Source organism: Amycolatopsis sp. La24 (assembly GCF_029087445.1).
Classification (GTDB): Bacteria; Actinomycetota; Actinomycetes; order Mycobacteriales; family Pseudonocardiaceae; genus Amycolatopsis; species Amycolatopsis nivea.
Map to the genome: position 1 here is coordinate 1 of NZ_JARACH010000015.1, position 17,067 is coordinate 17,067.

Consider the following 17,067-nt stretch of genomic DNA (forward strand, 5'->3'; position numbering starts at 1 on the left):
CCCCGATACGAAGCTCTCCTGCGGTCTGAGGGTGCTTGTCAAGGCATCTTTCCCGCCTTGACAAGCACCCTCAGACCGTCAGCACAATCAAGCTTCGGGGTGCCCCACGCAACCAGAGCCGCGATGTGCGAAGCACGAGCAGTCCCGGCGCTTCCTCCCTGCCTCAACCCAAGACCCATGGAATCATCACCCCCAGCAACACCCCAGCACCAGGGAGCCAGCATGACCACCGGCCGTCCGGCCCAAGTCGAACTCAACAGCGGCGTCCTCCCCGGCAACGTCCGGGCCGACGACTGGATCATGCTCGCCCTGGCAGTCGTCTCCACCGGCATGCTGGCCTGGCTCCTCATCGGCCCGCCCCCGCCCAACATCAGCCAGTGGTTCTTCCTCGCCGACTGCATCATCTGCGGCATCTTCTTCCTGGAACTCCTCCACCGCTGGCGCAAACAAGGCTGGCGCGCCGCCTTCCTGGCCCGCACCTGGTACGAAATCTTCGCGATGATCCCGGTCGCCCACCCGGCCTTCACCGCGAACCATCACGTCATCGGCGTAATCCTACTGATCATCCGCCTGGGCAGGGCCGCCGACCGCGCGGTAGGGGAGCAGTTCACCTACCGCCTGGTGGACAAACTCTCCGAACCCATAGTCCGCGCCATCAAAAAGCCCGTCACCATCGCCGTCCTCGACGAGGTGGTCAAGGTGCTGGAAACCGGGAACTACCCGGAGAACCTTGCCAAGTCCCTGAGCGAAAACAAGACCGAACTCCGCGCCATCATCACCGAAAAGATCTCCGAGGACCCGCAGTTGGGCAGACTGCGCAGGCTGCCGTTCCACGACGAGATCGTCCGCGTCACCGTCGACACGTCCTTCCGGGTCCTGCTGGAAGTCCTTCTGGACCCGCGCATCGACGACTTCTTCTCCTCCGTCGTCCGCGACAACCGCGAGCAGATCCGCCGCGCGGTCGCGCTCGGACTGGCCGATGTGGACGAGTCCCCGGACGAGCAGCTCCTGCGCACCCGCACCCAGCGCACCGCCGCGCACGAGTACGACGCCCAGCATCCGCGGCGTTGATCATCCATTGTGGACATACCTACCGTGCGCCGTCGGGTGCGCACTCTCCGTTGCAGCACAGGAGATTCACCGTTGACGCCGGGCAGTGAACGCGTCAACCGCTGAAAGAGTGCACTGTGGTCGCGCGGCGCGCGCACAGACGCCTGGAGTAGGGTGAGATCTCTCGTTCCGTTGCTGCACAAGGGTTGTGTTGGCGCGAGTACGGGGCGTTCCCGCCGGAGCCGAGGCAGACTGGAGCCGGCGGGGAGGTTGAGCGCGGTTTGGAGTCGTGGACGTGATTGATAGCGGGCAGCAGGTACGCAGGTGTCGCCGGCGGGACTGCACGGAGGATTCCTTGTGGCGCGGACTGTGCTCCGTGCACTGGAACCGCTGGCAGAGCGGCGCGGACGCACTCGAACTTCCAGACGATGACGTACCCCCGCCGCCCGCGCAGGTCTGGTGGCCGCCGGAGCGTTCGCACGCGCCGCTGAGCAGCCGGGTGCCGGGCTCGTAGCAGCCCCCGGCGCGCGTCGAACACGGTCGGCGCGCGCTCGGTTACCTCGGGCCACCGAAAGGCCCGGGCACAGCTGTTCCCCGGACCCGTGCGGATCCGGGGAACAAACGCCTTACCGGCGAGAACGCGGGATGTGCGGCTCGTCCGGCGCGGAGAGCATCCGCACCAGCCGGGCCCGCGCCACGCGGTAGAGCAGGTCGCCGTGCTCATCGGGGACGACCCTGCCGTCGAGGTCCCGGCCCGCCGCCCGCACCACCACCTTGATCGCCTCGGCGGGCACCCGGCCCGCGAATTCCCCGGTCAGCCACGTGGTGACCTCGTCGGTCACCCGGCTTCGCACCGTCATCGGACACTCCAGTCTCCGCTCGCGGGGCCGTTCGGGGCGGCCCCGGCACTGGTCCGACGGCCGCGCCCGGAACCCGTGACGCGAAACCCGAGAGAAAGTCTTTCCCGGCGGTGCGAATGAACCCGGGAGTAGGTCACCGCAACGCGTTGCGCGCGATCACCTCCGCGTACCACCGTGCGCTGCGCTTCGGCGTGCGCTGCTGAGTGCGGTAATCGACGTGCACGAGACCGAAGCGTTTCGCGTACCCCTCGGCCCATTCGAAGTTGTCCAGCAGCGACCAGTAGAAGTACCCGCGCAGATCAACTCCGTGGGCCAGTGCGTCGTGTGCGGCCCGCAGATGTGCGTCGAGGAAAGCGATGCGGTCGTCGTCGGTGACTTCGCCGTCGCGGATCGGGTCCGGATACGCGGCGCCGTTCTCCGTGACGTACAACGGCACCGGCGGATAGTCCCGATGCACTTGCAGCAATGACTCGGTCAGCCCGCCGGGACGCACCTCCCAGCCGGAATCCGTGCGCGGCGCGGCCGGGTCCGGGACGAAGTGCACCTGGTCGGCTCCCGGCCACTCCCGGCCCGCCGGGATGCTTCCCGGCCGCGCCGATCCGGCCACCCGGTAGCCGCGGTAGTAGTTCACGCCAAGCCAGTCGATCGGCTTGCCGAGCACCGCCTCGTCGCCGTCCTGCACCACGGCGTCGAAGCCGAACCGGGCCAGGTCTTCACGCAGGTCAGCGGGGTAGCCGCCGCGCAGCAACGGGTCGAGGTACAACCGGTTCTGCAGTCCGTCGATCCGCCGGGCGGCGTCGGCGTCGGCATCGTCGGATGAGTCCGCGACGACCGGGTACAGGTTCAGCGTGATCCCGGACGGGCTGCTCGTGTGCTGCCGGAGCACGTCCATCGCCAGCCCGTGCGCCAGCAGCAGGTGATGCGCCGCCGCCACAGCAGCTTCCGGGGACGTCCGGCCGGGCGCGTGAACGCCGGAACCGTAGCCGAGCATCGCCGCGCACCACGGTTCGTTGAGCGTCGACCAGCTGGCCACCCGGTCGCCGAGCCGGGCCGCGATGACCTCGGCGTATTCAGCGAACCGGTACGCGGTGTCGCGCGCGGTCCAGCCGCCGCGATCCTCCAGCGATTGCGGAAGATCCCAGTGATACAGCGTCGCCCACGGCTGGATGCCCGCGGCCAGCAGCCGGTCCACGAGCCGGTCGTAGAAGTCCAGTCCGCGCGGTTCCGGTTTGCCGTGCGGGAGGATTCTCGGCCAGGACAGGGAAAACCGGTACGCGGTGAGCCCGAGTGACTGCATCAGCGCCACGTCGTCGGCGTAGCGGCGGTAGTGGTCGGCCGCCGGGTCGCCGGTGTCGCCGCGGGCCACCGCGCCCGGGCGCGCGGCGAAGGTATCCCAGACGGACGTCTCGCGTCCGTCCACTGTGGTCGATCCTTCGACCTGGAAGGCCGCCGTGGCGGCGCCCCAGACGAACGCGTCCGGGAACGCGAGCACGTCGGGGATCGGCTGTGCGGACATGGTCACCCTTTCACGGCGCCTTGCATGATCCCGGCCACGATCTGGCGGCCGAGCAGGAGGAAGACGATGAGGATCGGAATCGTGGCCAGCGTGGTGCCCGCGAGCACCAGCGAATAGTCGACGTAGTAACCGCTTTGCAGTTTCTCCAGCGCCACCTGCACGGTCGGATTGCCCGCGTCGAGCACCACCAGCGGCCACAGGAAATCGTTCCAGGACGTCATGAACGTGAACATCGCGAGGATCGCGGCGGCCGGGCGGACCGCGGGCAGGCACACGTTCCAGAAGACCCGGATCATGCTGCAGCCGTCCATGCGCGCGGCCTCGATCAGTTCGTACGGCAGAGCGTCCACTGTGTACTGCCGCATCCAGAACACGCCGAACGCGGTGACCAGGTTCGGCACGATCACCGACTGCAGCCCGCCCGCCCAGCCGAGTTTGGACATCGCGATGAACAGCGGGATGATGCCGAGCTGGGTCGGCACCGCGAGCGTCACCACGATGAATACGAACAACCCGTTGCGGCCGCGGAAGCGCAGTTTGGCGAAGGCGAACCCGGCCAGCGACGAGAAGAGCACCGTGGTGAGCGTGACCGTGCCGGACACAATGACGCTGTTGGCCAGCGCCCGCCAGAACGGCACGGTGTCGAACACCCGCGCCGCGTTGGCGAAGAAGTTGCCGCCCGGCAGCAGCGGCGGGATCCGTTCGGTGAGCATTCCGTTGTCGCGGCTGGCGACGAGAAACGACCAGTAGAACGGGAAGAGCGAGCCGAGCACGAACACGATCAGCACGCCGTAGGTCGCCCTGCGCGGTTTGCCGAGCCCGGTCATTTTCGCCTCCCCGCGAGCCGTCCGGTGACGAAGTAGTTGACGAGCGCGATCACGATGATGATCAGGAAAAGCACCCAGGCGATCGCGGACGCGTAGCCGAGATTGAAGTTCTCGAAAGCACTTTGGTACAGATACAGCGTCACCGTCTGGAACTGATGCGTGGAGCCGCCGTTGTTCGATCCGGGCATCGCGTCGAACAGCTTGGGCTCGGTGAAGATCTGCAGCCCGCCGATCGTCGACGTGATGGTGACGAAGATCAGCGTGGGTTTGAGCAGCGGCAGCGTCACGTGGGTGAACCGGCGCACGGTGCCTGCGCCGTCGATCAGTGCGGCCTGGTGCAATTCCTTCGGAATCGCTTGCATGGCAGCGAGAACGATCAGCGCGTTGTACCCGGTCCACCGCCAGTTCACCATGATCGCGATGGCGACATGGCTGGCGAACCGATTGGCCTGCCAGTCCACCGGGGACAGCCCGAACGTCTGCAGCACGCCGTTGACGAGGCCGTAGCGCGGCCCGAAAAGGTTCGCGAAAATGATCCCCAGCGCGACCAAGCTCGCCGCGTAGGGCAGCAGGATGCCGACCCGCCAGCCGGTCGCGCCGCGCAACCGGAGACTGAGCACCGCGGCGAGCAGCACCGCGATGATCAGCTGGGGCACGCTGGACAGCAGGAAGATGCTGACCGTGTTTTCCAGTGCGTGCCAGAACTGCGCGTCGGTGAAGAGTTCCTTGAAGTTGTCCAGTCCGATGAAATCGGGATTGTCGTCGCCGGCCTCCCAATGGAACAGCGAAACATAAGCCGTGTACAGCAACGGGAACATGCCCACGATGGCGAACACGATAAAGAACGGTGCCACGTAGAGATAAGGCGAGACCTTGACATCCCAGCGCGCCAGCCGGTCGCGGAGGCCGGGCCGCGGCGCGGCCCGGCTTTCCGGAGCGACCTTGTCGATGACTGTCATCGTCAGCGGGCGAGTTTCTTCGCGCCGTCGACCAGCCGCTGCCAGCCGTCCGCGGCCGAGGCTCCTTGTTCCACCGATTGCAGTGCCGGGCTGGCGACGTTTTCCTGGATCTGACCGTCGTTCGGGCCCTTGTACTGCGGTTTCGCCACCTTCTTCGCCTGCTCGGCGAACAGTTCGCCGATCTTCGCGCCGCCGAAGTACGCGTCGGTGGCGTTCAGCAGCTGCGGGCTTTCCAGCGCCTTCGCCTGGCTCGGGAAGTTGCCCTTGGCCTCGAACGCCTTGATCTGCTGCTCCGGCGCGGTGAGCCAGGCGGCCAGTTCAGCGGCTTCCCGCGGGTGCTTGCTCTGCTTCGGCACGGTCAGATACGACCCGCCCCAGTTGCCGCCTCCGCCGGGAAACGCCGCGGTGACCGCCCATTTGCCCGCGTTGTCCGGCCCGGCCTGTTCCTTGATCACCCCGAGCATCCACGCCGGGCAGGCTTTTGTCGCGAACGCGCTCTGCTTGAACCCGGAATTCCATTCGTTGCTGAACGCGGTGAGCTTCGCCGATTCGCCTTTCGCGACCGCGTCGGTCACCTTCGCCCAGGCGTCCTTGATGCCCTGGTTGTTCTCCACGGTGAGCTTGTCGTTGGTGTCGAGGTAGCCGACCGGCAGCTGGTTGACCATGGAGTTGAAGTTCTGCGCCGCCGAATCGAACCACGCCTTGCCGGTCTTGGCGGTGTACTGGGCGCCGGCCGCGAAGTAGCTGTCCCAGGTGGCGAACAGCGGTTTCACCGCCTGCGGGTCGCTGGGCAGCCCGGCCGCGGCGAGCAGGTCCTTGCGGTAGCACATGGCGAGCGGGCCGATGTCCGTGCCGTAGCCGATGAGCTTGCCGTTCTTGTCTTTGCCTGCGTCGTATTTCCACGAAAGCCACCGGTCCGGCGAAACGCCCGACGGCCCGATCTGGCTCAGGTCGTTGAACTTCGAGGACTTGCTGAGGATGTCCGACAGGTGGCCTTCCTCGACGGCCTGCACGTCGGCCAGTCCGGAGCCCGCCGCGAGTTTCGTCATCATGTCCTGGGCGTACGGCCCGCCCTGACCGGTCTTGCGGTGGGTGATCTTGATGTTCGGGTGCAGCCGCTCGTACTCCGGGATGAGCGCCTCGTAGCCGAACTCCGTGAACGTCGCGAGCGTCAGGTCCACGTGCTCGTTCGGCCCGGCCGCCGCGGGCACGTCGCCGCCACCACCGCCGCACGCCGCGGCGCTCACCGCGGTCATCGTGATGCCCAGTGCCAGCACCAGGCCCTTCCGGAACGTTGTCACCGTCGTCAACCCCTTGGAAGTCGTTCTGGGAGCGCTCCCAGATGCCGAACGAGTGTGTTGCAGGTAACGGGGGATGTCAAGGCCAGAGTCTCCGGGAGCGCTCCCGGGCAGACCCCGTTAAGCTGACCCGATCGACAGTCAGGGGGTGGGCGGAGTGGCGCCTCGGTCCGAGGACGAGCGGCCGACGCTGGAGGACGTCGCGGCGTTCGCCGGGGTCTCGCGGTCCACCGCGTCGCGGGCGCTGAACGACGACGCGTACGTCAGCGCGCGCTCGCGCGAAAAGGTGCTGGCCGCGGCGCGTGACCTCGGGTATTCGCCGAACCAGGCGGCTCGCTCGCTCGTCACCCGGCGGACCGGTGCCATCGCGGTGGTGCTCTCGGAGCCGGAAGCACGACTGCTCGACGACCCGTACCGGACTGCGGTGATGCGCGCGGGCTACCGGGAACTGGCCGACGTCGGCTGTCAGATGGTGCTGCTCTTCAGCGACACCCGGGAGGATCTCGGGCGGACCGTGCGGTTTCTCGAGGGCGGCCACGTCGACGGCGTCCTCGTGTTCGCCCCGCACCGCGCCGATCCGCTGCCCCGGGCGTTGCGGTTGCTGAAGCTGCCTACGGTGTTCGGCGGACCGGCCGCCGATCTGCGCCGGGGCGTGCACCTGGTGGATTTCGACAACGAGGGCGGCGCTCGGCAGGCGGTGACGCACCTGGTGGAGTCCGGCCGTCGCCGGATCGCGACAATCGCGGGTCCGCAGGATCAAGGCGCGCCGATCGACCGGCTTGCCGGCTGGCGCAAGACGCTCGTGGACGCCGGGATCGATCCGTCCGGGCTGGCCGAAGAAGCTGACTTCACCCTGGCTGGCGGCGCGAAAGCGATGGCCGCGCTGTTGGAACGGGTGCCCGATCTCGACGCGGTGTTCGTCGGCAGCGACATGATGGCGGTGGGCGCGTTGCGCACGCTGTCGGATGCCGGACGCGACGTGCCCGGTGATGTCGCGGTGGTCAGCTTCGACGACAACGCCGCGCTGGCTCCGGCCATGACCCCGCCGTTGACCTCGGTGCATCAGGATCCGCGCGAGCAGGTCCACGCGATGGTCTCGACGCTGATGCGGCTGCTGGACGGCGAGGACGTCGCGCCGGGTGCGCAGATCCTGCCGGTGTCGCTGGTCGTCCGGGAGTCGAGCGGGTCCAGCTAGCCCGGTTCTTCCGGGACCCCTCCCAGCCGGGTCGTTTTACCTTCCCGGGCATGGGAGCGAACGAGGGGCGCGGCCGGACCGCCGCGGCGCGGGTGCGGGAGGTGTCGACCCCCGAGCTGTACCGGCGCAACCCGTTCCGGCTCGTCGGCCTCACCGCGGTCGCGACCCGGCGCGAGGTGCGGGAGCGGCGACTTCGAGTTCTAGGGGTGCTCGAAGTCGGCGGCGCGGTGCCGGACGGGGTGCCCGCGGACGCGACCGTCGACGAGGTGCGGGCAGCCTTCGACGCGCTCGGCAACACCGAACACCGGTTCGTCGACGAGGTCTTCTGGATCTGGGGCATGCCGGTCGACTGCGAATGCCCGCTCCAGCTCCACCGCGCGCACGACAACGCGGTCGCTGCGTACGCGGCAGCCCTCGACGCGGAAGCCGACCGCACCGACGACCACCCGGCTCCCTTGTGGACTGAAGCAGCCCGTTGCTGGACGGTGGTGCTGCGGAGCGAATCCTTCTGGCGGCACCTGAACCACCGCGTCGAGAAACTGGGCGACCGGCGGCTTGACGAATCCACTGTGGACGGATTACGGACGGCGTTGCCAGACGCGTTGCTCGCACCGTTGATCGAAGTAGCCACGAGGTCGGCTGAGCCGCAGCGGTTCACCGGGTATCTCGCGTTGTTTGAGGCTGATCGGCACGCGGTCGAGGACGCGCGGGCGGCTATCGCCGACGGGACGTACCGGCGGGTCGAGGCATTGCTCAGAGACCTTCGGGGCGACCTGGACGGCAATCGGGTGCAGGCCGCCGCGGAGCGGGCCGTCAAAGAGGTCGAGCCGCTGTTCGACCGGCTCGAAGAGGTGGTCCCGCGAGCGGAATTCCGGCGCACAGCCGCGCTTTCGGAGTCGATCGCGGTGGTGGCGAACAACATCGGGGTCGCCCTCGCGGAGGTGCGCGGCGCGTCCGCGAGCCTGATCCGGGACGTGTTCGCGGTCGCCCGGCGACACAGCCTCGATCCGGAGACGCTGGAAGCCGTGGCGCGCAACGAGTTCGCTGCCACGGTCTACGCGCCGACTCCGCCGCCGGAGCGGGAACCGTCGGCGGCGCGGATTTTCGGGGCCTTGCTACACGCGTTGGCAGCTTCAGTGTTCCTGGCTTTGAAGCTTCCGGAAGGCGCGCTGCTTGCGGTCATCTTTCTCGGCGCGGTTGCCGGGGCGTTGACGAATTGCCTCCTCGCGGCCCGGCCGTGGATCGAGCCGGGCCGGTACCCGGTTCTGCTGGGGCTGGACTTCGTGGTTTACCTGGCGCTCAGTCCGGTTGAGCTGCCGTATTGGCTGGCTGTCGCCGTGGCGGCGGCGCTGTTGTATGTCGCCCCATTCGTTCGGCTGCGGAGGAGATTGTGATGCGAGACCGGCGGGGCGAAGAAGCGCGGCAACGCAAGCAGCACAAGGAATTCCGGATCGCCGAACCTGGCCTCCAGTCAGAAGAACGCGCTCGGCTGCGGGAATTACTCGAACAGCTCGCCGCGGTATTGACCACTAAGGACGACGCGCTGCCACTGTCCGAATCGGACCTGGCCGAGGCGGCGACGGCGTTGTGGCGGGCGCGGCGGAAGCTCGCCGGTGCCGAGGACCGGGTGGCGCGGCAGGCGGGCCGGTTCCTCAGCGCGAGCCAGGACGCGCTCGATGCGGCGGGCGTGCTGGTGCAGGACCACGACCGGATCCCGTTCGGCTCCGGGATGGCGCTCGAGGTGCTGTTGTTCCAGGACGAACCGGATCTGGACGTCGAGCGGGTGGTGGAGACCGTGCGGCCGTCGATTTACCTGACCGGCCGCCGGATCCAAATGGGACAGGTCATCGTCGGGCGCCCGGCCGCCCGGGGGAACGGGGAAGCGGATGCGTGACACGATCGATTTCGGGATCGACCTCGGCACCACGAACAGCGCGATCGCGGTGCTCGACGACGGTGCGGTGTCGGTGATCAAGAACAACATGCAGATGGATTACACGCCCTCCGCGGTCTGGTGCCGCCGGCGCGGCGTGATCGAGATCGGGGCGGGGGCGCGGCGCAGGCTCGAGGACGACCCGGACAGTGTGCAGGTCGAATTCAAGCAGTCGATGGGATTGCCGGACGCGCGGCGGGAATTCCCGAAGGCCGGGGTCAGCATGACGCCGGTGGAACTGTCCGCGGAAGTGCTGCGGTCGCTGCGCAGTTCCGTTGCTCCGCGGGAAATGCCGGACGCGGCGGTGATCACCGTGCCCGCCGCGTTCCTGCTGAACCAGACCGAGGCGACGCAGGAAGCGGCGAAACTGGCCGGGTTCACCGGGAATTGCCCGCTGCTGCAGGAACCGACCGCGGCGGCGTTCGCGTTCGGGTTCCAGAACGAAAGCAAAGGCGCGCACTGGATGGTGTTCGACTTCGGCGGCGGCACGTTCGACTCCGCGGTGGTCAGCACTGCCGAGGGAGAATTGAGCGTGCTGCACCACGCGGGCGACACGCACCTCGGCGGACGCAACATCGACCAAGCGGTGCTGGACCACGTGCTGGCTCCGGAGGTGGTGCGACAACTCGGGCTCACCGATTTCCGCCGGGACAACCCGCGCTGGCGGCGGAACTTCGCCCGGCTGCGCAGTACCGCCGAGACCGCGAAAATCCAGCTCTCCCAAGCGGAACAGACTCAGGTGCTGCTCGACCTCGACCGGGGCGACGGGCAGGAGGAGATGTTCGAGTACACCCTGCGCCGCGAGGAAGTCGATCAGGTTGCGCGGCCGTTTTATCTCCGTGCCGTGCAGTTGTGCCGGACCGCGTTGGAATCGGCGAATCTGCGCCCGGCGGATATCGACCGGTTGCTGCTTGTCGGCGGACCGACGCTCGCGCCCGGGTTGCGCGAGCTGCTGGCTGATCCGTCAGTCGGGCTTGGTATTCCGCTCGACCACAGTCAGGATCCGAGCACGGTGGTGGCGCGTGGTGCCGCCGCATACGCCGGAACTGTGGCGCGCCCGAGGCCGGTGCGCCCGGCGAAACGCGGCGAGTACTCGCTGGAACTGTCCTATCCGGCCACCACCAGCCTGCCGAGCGTGCCGGTGTCCGGTCGCTGCTCGACGGACGGTTCGGCGGACTGGTCGCGGTTCCGGATTGCGCTGAGCGCACCGCAGCGCAGGCCGGTCTACCGGACGTCCGAGGTTTCGCTTTCCGCCGACGGCACGTTCACCGTCGACGCGGTGCTCGACGAGCTGAGCACGAACCGGTTCGAGATCGAGCTGCTCGACCCGACCGGCGCGCGCGTTCCAGTGCAGCCGGACTCGCTCACAATCACCCACCAGCTCAACGAAATGATGGGCCAGACCGTGGTCAACACGGTCGGCCTGACCGAGGCTGATGGTTCCTTCACCCCAATGCTGATGAAGAACGCACCGCTGCCGGCCGCGAAACGGCAGACGTTCTTCACCACGGCGACGCTGTTGCGCGGCAATACTTCCTCGGTGATCCGGATTCCGGTCGCGGAGGGCGAACGTCGTCGCGGCGAGCGGAACCAGCAGGTGGGCGTCATCGAAATCCGCGCCAAGGACGTGCGGTTCGACCTGCCGCGCGGCAGCGAGGTTGTGATGACCTTCGAGATGGACGATTCGCGCCAGGTATCCGTGGTGGCCGAGGTTCCGTTGCTGGACAACGAGTTCGAGGCGGTCATCGACCTCAAACAGCAGCACGTGCCGGATCCGCAGACGCTGCGGCGGCTGCTGAACGAGCTGGAAGCGCGGCACGAGCAGGTGCGGACGCAGGTCGAGGGGACGCGTTCGGACCGGGCGCGCGGACTGCTGAACCGGCTGGACGAACAAGGCAGCGTCGCGGCGGTCCGGGACGAGGTGCGCTCCGGCGGCACCGACGAGGGGGCCGCGGTCGCCGCGGAACGGCGGATGCGCGACGTGCAGGCGGATCTCGACGACATCGAGGCGGAGTTGCGCGTACCCGAGGTGCTGGAACGGCTGCGGGACCAGATCGACCACTGCCGCGAGCTGGTCGACCGGGTCGGCGCGGACGAGGACCGGACCGAGCTGGCCGAGATCGAGCGCCGGTACGCGACCATCGCCGACTCGCACGACGCCGAAGCGGGCGAGCGGCTGTCCGAGCGGGCGCTGGACCTGCAAGTGCTGTTGCTGCGCCGGGACGGTTCGCTGGACCTGGAGGTGTTCAATGCGCTGCGGGCCGCGCGGGACACGATGTCCGACCCGGCCCGCGCGCGGGAGCTGATCCGGGAGGGCGAGCACGTGGTCGCGACGTCGAACTGGGCCGCGCTGCCGGACGTCAACCGCCGGTTGCGCCGTTTGCTCCCGGACGACCGGCCAGGTCAGCCAGGCGGCGGCATTCTGCGCGGGGAGCGGTGATGAGCGGGCTTTCGCAGGCACTGGAACGGGAACTCGTCCTCGCCGAAGGCGCCGACCTAGCCCGACGCGGCGATTACGAGGCCGCCGTCGCACTCCTGGAACCGGATTCGGCGGGCGATCCCGCGCGGCTCGACCTGCTGGCTCGCGTGCACGCACAGTCCGGCGATCTAGCGGCGGCGGACGCGGCGTGGGCGGCCGTCCTGGCGTTGCAACCGGACAATTCCGCTGCGGAGGCGGGACGTCGGGTGATCGCGAAAGTCCACTCTGGACGCTTGCGACGGCGGCCGGTTCGGCGATATCTGCTCACCGCCGGTGCGGTGGTGCTGGTCGGCGGCGCGATCGCGGGTGGGGTGGTCTTCACTACGCGACAGCTGCCTCCTCCAGTCGTCACCGCGGTCAAGCCGGACGACAGCCTCCGCGCAGAGCTGGATCGTCTCCACGGCCAGGAATCCCGCGATGCCACCGCCGCGAAGGAACGGCAGGAGAGGTTGAAGCAGCTAGCGCAAACGCTGGCCGCACCAGGTGTGTCCACAAAGGCCGGTTCCGACGCGGTCACCGTCAGCTTCGACCGCAGCCTGTTCAGTCCTAACGCGACAACTCCGAACGCAGCCGGGCGAACGGCGTTGACCGATTGGGCTCCTGTCCTCAAAGGACAGCCACTTCGCGTCACCGTGATCGGCCACGGCGTCGCAGTCCCCGGCGGCCCAGCAAGCGGCGGTTCGACGGTCTCCTTGGCGCGCGCGTCCTCCGCGGCCCGAGTGCTGGCCGCGGAGAGCGGGCTGCCGTTGACCGCGTTCGCCGTCTCCAGCGCGGATCAAGGCGCGGATTCAGCCCGGACAGTCACACTCGAAGTGCGACCGACCGGCGCATGAACGCCACGTACAACGCGCCGGGCACGATGAGACCGAGCAACCACGAGATGTCCGCGCCGCCAAGCAGCGGAGCGATCGGCCCGACGAAAATGCCTTCGACGTTGGCGAACGGGATCTGCACCGCGATACCGAGCACGTACGCGGCCAGCGCGGGCCAGGCCCAGCGACCGTAGCGGCCGTTCGGGTCGTAGAGCGCGTCGAGGTCGTACTTTTCCTTGCGCAGCAGATAGAAGTCGACCAGGTTGATCGAGCTCCACGGCGTCAGGAAGTACAGCAGAAAGTCCAGGAACAGCACGAAGTTCGACAGGAACTGCCCGCGGCCGAGGATGGCGATCACCGCGCCGACCACGCCGACGCCTGCGATGTAGCCGATCCGCGTCGCCTGGGAGAGCGCGGCGCGGCGGCCGAAACCGGTCAGTGCGGTCGCGACGGTCATGTAGCCGCCGTAGATGTTCAGCACGTTCACCGTGAACTTGCCGAGCGCGATGGCCAGCAGCAAGGGGATGAGCAGCGCCTCGCCGCCGAGGCCGACGACGTACGCGACTTCGTGGCCCTTGAACGCCTTCCCGGCAATTGCGTAGGCCAGCGCACCGAACGACATCGCCCAGACTGCGCCGAGCACCGTGCCGCCGTAGGTCCACCAGAACGTCGCGCGCACCGACGTCGCCGCCGGCAGGTAGCGCGAGGTGTCGGCGACGTACGGGCCGAAGGTGAGCTGCCACGACGCGGTCAGGGAGACCGCGAGGAGGAATTTCGGGAAGTCCAGGTGCGGCGCGGCGAGCACGGTGCCGAGGTCGTGCCCGCTGATCAGCCGGATCGTCAGGTAGAGGAAGACGATCACGGACAGCGCGGACGCGAGCCAGCCGAACCGGTGGATCAGCCGGTATCCGACGATCGCGATCAGCGCCGAGGCGAGTGCGTAGACCGCGATGGCGGCGTCCGTCGGCAGGTGCGTGATCTGGGCGACGGCCTGGCCGCCGAGCAGCGAACCGCTCGCGAAGTAGCCCAGGTACATCACCACGACCAGCACCAGCGGGAGCGCCGCACCGTATACCCCGAACTGTGCCCGCGACTGGATCATCTGCGGAATGCCGAGCTTCGGCCCCTGCGCGGCGTGCAGCGCCATCGGAATGCCGCCGAGCGCGTTGCCCGCCACGACCGCGACGATCGCCCACAGCGGATGCACGCCGACCAGCACGGTCAGCGCGCCGGTGACCGCCGACGTGATCTGGGTGTTCGCGGCGAACCACAGGGTGAAGAGGCTGCGCGGGTGCCCGTGCCGCTCGGACTCCGGGACCGGGTCGATCGAGCGTCGCTCCAGTGTGGCCGCCACGTGCCCCTCCTGCGGTTCTTCGGTGAATGCGCTGGACGAACTCAACGTCAGCGCGCCGTTGCGGCCAAGTAGCCGCCGGACGATTCTGTCTCGGATCCCAGACCCTGACCAGCTGTCAGCGCCTGGCAGCGGACTGCCAGCGAAGTGTGCGGCCGGTGCCAGCGACGGCCGCCACTCTTCGGAGGTCACCAGCACACAGGGGAGAACAATGCAGACTCCAGTCACCATCGTCGGCGCCGGCCTCGGCGGACTGACCCTGGCCCGGGTCCTGTACCTGCACGGGATCCCGGCCGAGGTCTACGAGGCCGAACCGTCGCCGATGTCGCGGTCCCAGGGCGGACTGCTCGACATTCACGACTACAACGGCCAGCTCGCCGTCGAGGCGGCCGGCCTGATGGACGAGTTCCGCGGCCTGATCCTCGAGGGCCGCCAGCAGATGCGGATCCTCGATCCCGACGGCACCGTCCTGCTGGACCACCCCGACGACGGCACCGGCGGCCGTCCCGAACTCCTGCGCGGCGAATTGCGGCAGATGCTGCTCGACTCGCTCCCCGACGGCACCGTCCGCTGGGGCCGGAAGATCAGCGGCGTCCGCACGGTCGCCGACGGCCACGAGGTTTCCTTCGCCGACGGGAGTTCGGTCGTCGCGAAGCTGCTGGTCGGAGCGGACGGCGCGTGGTCACGAGTACGGCCGCTGCTGTCCGACGCGACGCCGGAGTACATGGGCCTCGCCTTCGTCGAGACCTACCTCTACGACGCTGAGACCCGCCATCCGGCGGCCGCGGAAGTCGTGGGCGGCGGCGGGATGGGCTCACCCGGACCGGACCGGCGCATCATGGTGCACCGCGAACGCGACGCCCTGCACACCTACGCGATGCTCAACAAGCCCGCGGAGTGGTTCGACGCACTCGACGGCCTCGAGCGCCAGGACGCGCTCGCCCGGATCGCGGCCGAGTTCGCCGACTGGGCCCCGGAAATCCGCGAGCTGATCTCCGGCGGCGACACCCCGCCGATCCTGCGCAGGCACTACACGCTGCCGGGCGTGCACCGCTGGGAGCGGACCCCGGGCGTGACGCTGATCGGCGACGCCGCACACCTGCGCGGCCCGAACGGCGAAGGCGCGAACCTGGCCATGCTCGACGGTTCCGGCCTCGCCCAGTTGCTGGCCGCGCATCCCGACGACGTCGAGACCGCGCTGGCTCTGCACGAGGAACGGATGTTCGCCCGCAGCGAGGCGATCGCCGCGGAGTCCGCGGAGATGGTCAAGCGGATCACCGCCAACAACGGCAAGGACACCGCGAAGGTGGTCGCCGAAGGGTTCCGCCGGATGCTCGCCAAGAAGCGGGAACCGGCGGAACGGGTCAGCTGAGGGGTGCCTGGCTGCCGCGAGGTACGGCGGGGTTCGGGTCTATAGCCTTGAACTTCTCGAGAAGGCGGCGGGCGGGCGCGGACTCCGCGTCGAACGGGTCAAGCTCGTGCTCTGCCCTGCCGGGCAGCAGGGTCAGCACGCCGTTGCAGCGGAAGCAGAAGGCGAGCTCGAACAAGACCCCTTCGGCACCGTGCGCGCGAACGCCGTAGCGGGGCAGGAAGCAGCGCATCAACTCCCCGTCGGGCAGGTCGGAGATGAGCTCGGCGGTCGCGGCGGCGTCCTCGCCGTCCCAAACGCCGAGCACTTTCCCGGGGATGCTGACCCAGTCCCGGGTCTCGATGTCGGTGATCCGGAGGCATTCGAAGCGCCGGATCTGGTCAGCTGAGGATGGCAGGTGCACCGGGTCACCATGCCATACCGGGGGATCGCGCGGCGCGGGAATTCAGGCTCCGGCGAGGCGGTGCGCTTTGAAGAACTGAAGGATGACCGGAGTGGCGTCGAGCGCGGAAGGAGTGTCGGAGTCGTTGTTCGGGCGAGTGCTCGGCCAGACGTGCCCGGCCCCTTCCATCCGGTAATGCACCAGCGAGCATCCGGGCCACCACTGCTTCACCACGTTCCGCACCGGAGAAACCGAGACGGGGTAAGGGAAACACTGGTCGCGGGCGGCCCAGCCGTTCAACCAGTCCGGAATGGACGGCAGTCCCTTGGCCGGATTGCCGGTATAGGGAATGGTGGTGTCGGCGGTGCCGTGGAAGTCGAGCAGCGCGATCTTCCGGCTCGGCTGGCAGGCGCCGCCCTGGGGGTAGAACGCGCCGGAAACGGGGGCGAACGCGGCGATCCGGTCGGCCATCCGGCACGCAAGCACGCCGACGAACCCGCCGCCGTTCGATTTGCCCGCCGCGTAGATCCGGGCCGGGTCCACGCACATCCGGTGCTGCAGCGAGGTGAGCAGGTCGCCGGTGAAGCGGACGTCGTCGACCGGGGCCGAGTAGGGTGCGCCGGTCCAGGCGGATTTGCCGTCGGTGCCGGTGACGCCCTGCGGGTACACCGCGATCACGTCCGAGCCGGAGAAGCCGGACAGCTGTTCCTGGTACTCCGCCGTGCGGCCGTGCCCGTGATAGGAGAGGACGACCGGGTACCGCCGGTGCGAGTCGTACCGCGCGGGCACGTAGATCCGGTACTCGCGATCGATCCCGCCGGAGGTCAGATGCTCGACGGTCGTGGCGCCGGGATGGGCGACCGCCTGCCCGCACCCGGTCGTCGGCGATACCGCTTCGGCCGATGCGGGCGCGGCGAGCACCCCGAGTCCGATCGCCGCCGCTAGTACGGCAACGCCTGCACGGAAACGTCCGGACATCCGATCCTCCTCGATCGACGGGCGAGCGCGACAATAGTCACCCCGCATCGGCCCCGGA

At 68.5% G+C, this 17,067-nt stretch carries 15 protein-coding genes; 7 read left to right on the forward strand and 8 right to left on the reverse strand.

Features of this window, described 5'->3' with window-relative positions; translation table 11 throughout:
* The first annotated feature begins 222 nt into the window (after window positions 1-222).
* Window positions 223-1,071 carry an ion transporter gene (locus PUT80_RS16615; RefSeq protein ID WP_275292702.1) on the forward strand — a complete coding sequence of 283 codons (849 nt, stop codon included), beginning with the start codon at window positions 223-225 and terminating at the stop codon, window positions 1,069-1,071.
* 605 nt (window positions 1,072-1,676) lie between these two features.
* Here the strand turns inward: PUT80_RS16615 and PUT80_RS16620 are convergent.
* From PUT80_RS16620 to PUT80_RS16640, 5 genes are all read right to left on the reverse strand, one after another.
* Complete coding sequence (locus tag PUT80_RS16620; protein WP_134667463.1) at window positions 1,677-1,910, reverse strand: hypothetical protein; 234 nt, start codon at window positions 1,908-1,910, stop codon at window positions 1,677-1,679.
* Window positions 1,911-2,043: 133 nt separating this feature from the next.
* Complete coding sequence (locus PUT80_RS16625; RefSeq protein WP_238608243.1) at window positions 2,044-3,426, reverse strand: GH1 family beta-glucosidase; 1,383 nt, start codon at window positions 3,424-3,426, stop codon at window positions 2,044-2,046.
* Window positions 3,427-3,428: 2 nt separating this feature from the next.
* Entirely contained in the window at window positions 3,429-4,253 is an 825-nt protein-coding gene (locus PUT80_RS16630; RefSeq protein WP_134667461.1) for a carbohydrate ABC transporter permease, read from the reverse strand.
* Entirely contained in the window at window positions 4,250-5,212 is a 963-nt protein-coding gene (locus PUT80_RS16635) for a sugar ABC transporter permease (RefSeq protein WP_275292706.1), read from the reverse strand. The genes PUT80_RS16630 and PUT80_RS16635 overlap by 4 nt, the downstream gene beginning before the upstream one ends.
* A 2-nt stretch (window positions 5,213-5,214) precedes the next feature.
* Window positions 5,215-6,513, reverse strand: coding sequence for an ABC transporter substrate-binding protein (locus PUT80_RS16640; protein WP_275292708.1), 1,299 nt, complete (start codon window positions 6,511-6,513; stop codon window positions 5,215-5,217).
* 154 nt (window positions 6,514-6,667) lie between these two features.
* Between PUT80_RS16640 and PUT80_RS16645 the strand changes: the two genes are divergently transcribed.
* From PUT80_RS16645 to PUT80_RS16665, 5 genes are read left to right on the forward strand one after another with little or no spacing between them, the layout of a single operon-like run.
* Entirely contained in the window at window positions 6,668-7,705 is a 1,038-nt protein-coding gene (locus tag PUT80_RS16645; RefSeq protein ID WP_238604265.1) for a LacI family DNA-binding transcriptional regulator, read from the forward strand.
* Window positions 7,706-7,755: 50 nt separating this feature from the next.
* Window positions 7,756-9,099: a hypothetical protein gene (locus tag PUT80_RS16650; RefSeq protein WP_275292711.1), complete on the forward strand. Its 1,344-nt coding sequence runs from the start codon at window positions 7,756-7,758 to the stop codon at window positions 9,097-9,099.
* Window positions 9,099-9,599, forward strand: a complete 501-nt coding sequence (locus tag PUT80_RS16655) for a hypothetical protein (protein WP_275292713.1) — start codon at window positions 9,099-9,101, stop codon at window positions 9,597-9,599. Before PUT80_RS16650 ends, PUT80_RS16655 begins: the two co-directional genes overlap by 1 nt.
* Entirely contained in the window at window positions 9,592-12,078 is a 2,487-nt protein-coding gene (locus tag PUT80_RS16660; protein ID WP_275292715.1) for an Hsp70 family protein, read from the forward strand. Before PUT80_RS16655 ends, PUT80_RS16660 begins: the two co-directional genes overlap by 8 nt.
* Window positions 12,078-12,950 carry a hypothetical protein gene (locus PUT80_RS16665; protein WP_275292717.1) on the forward strand — a complete coding sequence of 291 codons (873 nt, stop codon included), beginning with the start codon at window positions 12,078-12,080 and terminating at the stop codon, window positions 12,948-12,950. The genes PUT80_RS16660 and PUT80_RS16665 overlap by 1 nt, the downstream gene beginning before the upstream one ends.
* Here the strand turns inward: PUT80_RS16665 and PUT80_RS16670 are convergent.
* Window positions 12,919-14,283, reverse strand: a complete 1,365-nt coding sequence (locus tag PUT80_RS16670; RefSeq protein ID WP_275292719.1) for a cytosine permease — start codon at window positions 14,281-14,283, stop codon at window positions 12,919-12,921. The genes PUT80_RS16665 and PUT80_RS16670 overlap by 32 nt on opposite strands.
* Before the next feature lie 208 nt (window positions 14,284-14,491).
* On the opposite strand from PUT80_RS16670, the gene PUT80_RS16675 reads away from it, so the two are divergent.
* Entirely contained in the window at window positions 14,492-15,652 is a 1,161-nt protein-coding gene (locus PUT80_RS16675) for an NAD(P)/FAD-dependent oxidoreductase (RefSeq protein ID WP_275292721.1), read from the forward strand.
* Here the strand turns inward: PUT80_RS16675 and PUT80_RS16680 are convergent.
* Both PUT80_RS16680 and PUT80_RS16685 read right to left on the reverse strand, forming a co-directional pair.
* Window positions 15,645-16,052, reverse strand: a complete 408-nt coding sequence (locus PUT80_RS16680) for a hypothetical protein (protein ID WP_275292723.1) — start codon at window positions 16,050-16,052, stop codon at window positions 15,645-15,647. The genes PUT80_RS16675 and PUT80_RS16680 overlap by 8 nt on opposite strands.
* Before the next feature lie 42 nt (window positions 16,053-16,094).
* On the reverse strand, window positions 16,095-17,009 hold the full coding sequence (locus PUT80_RS16685; RefSeq protein WP_275292725.1) for a ferulic acid esterase: 915 nt from the start codon (window positions 17,007-17,009) through the stop codon (window positions 16,095-16,097).
* Window positions 17,010-17,067 lie beyond the last annotated feature (58 nt).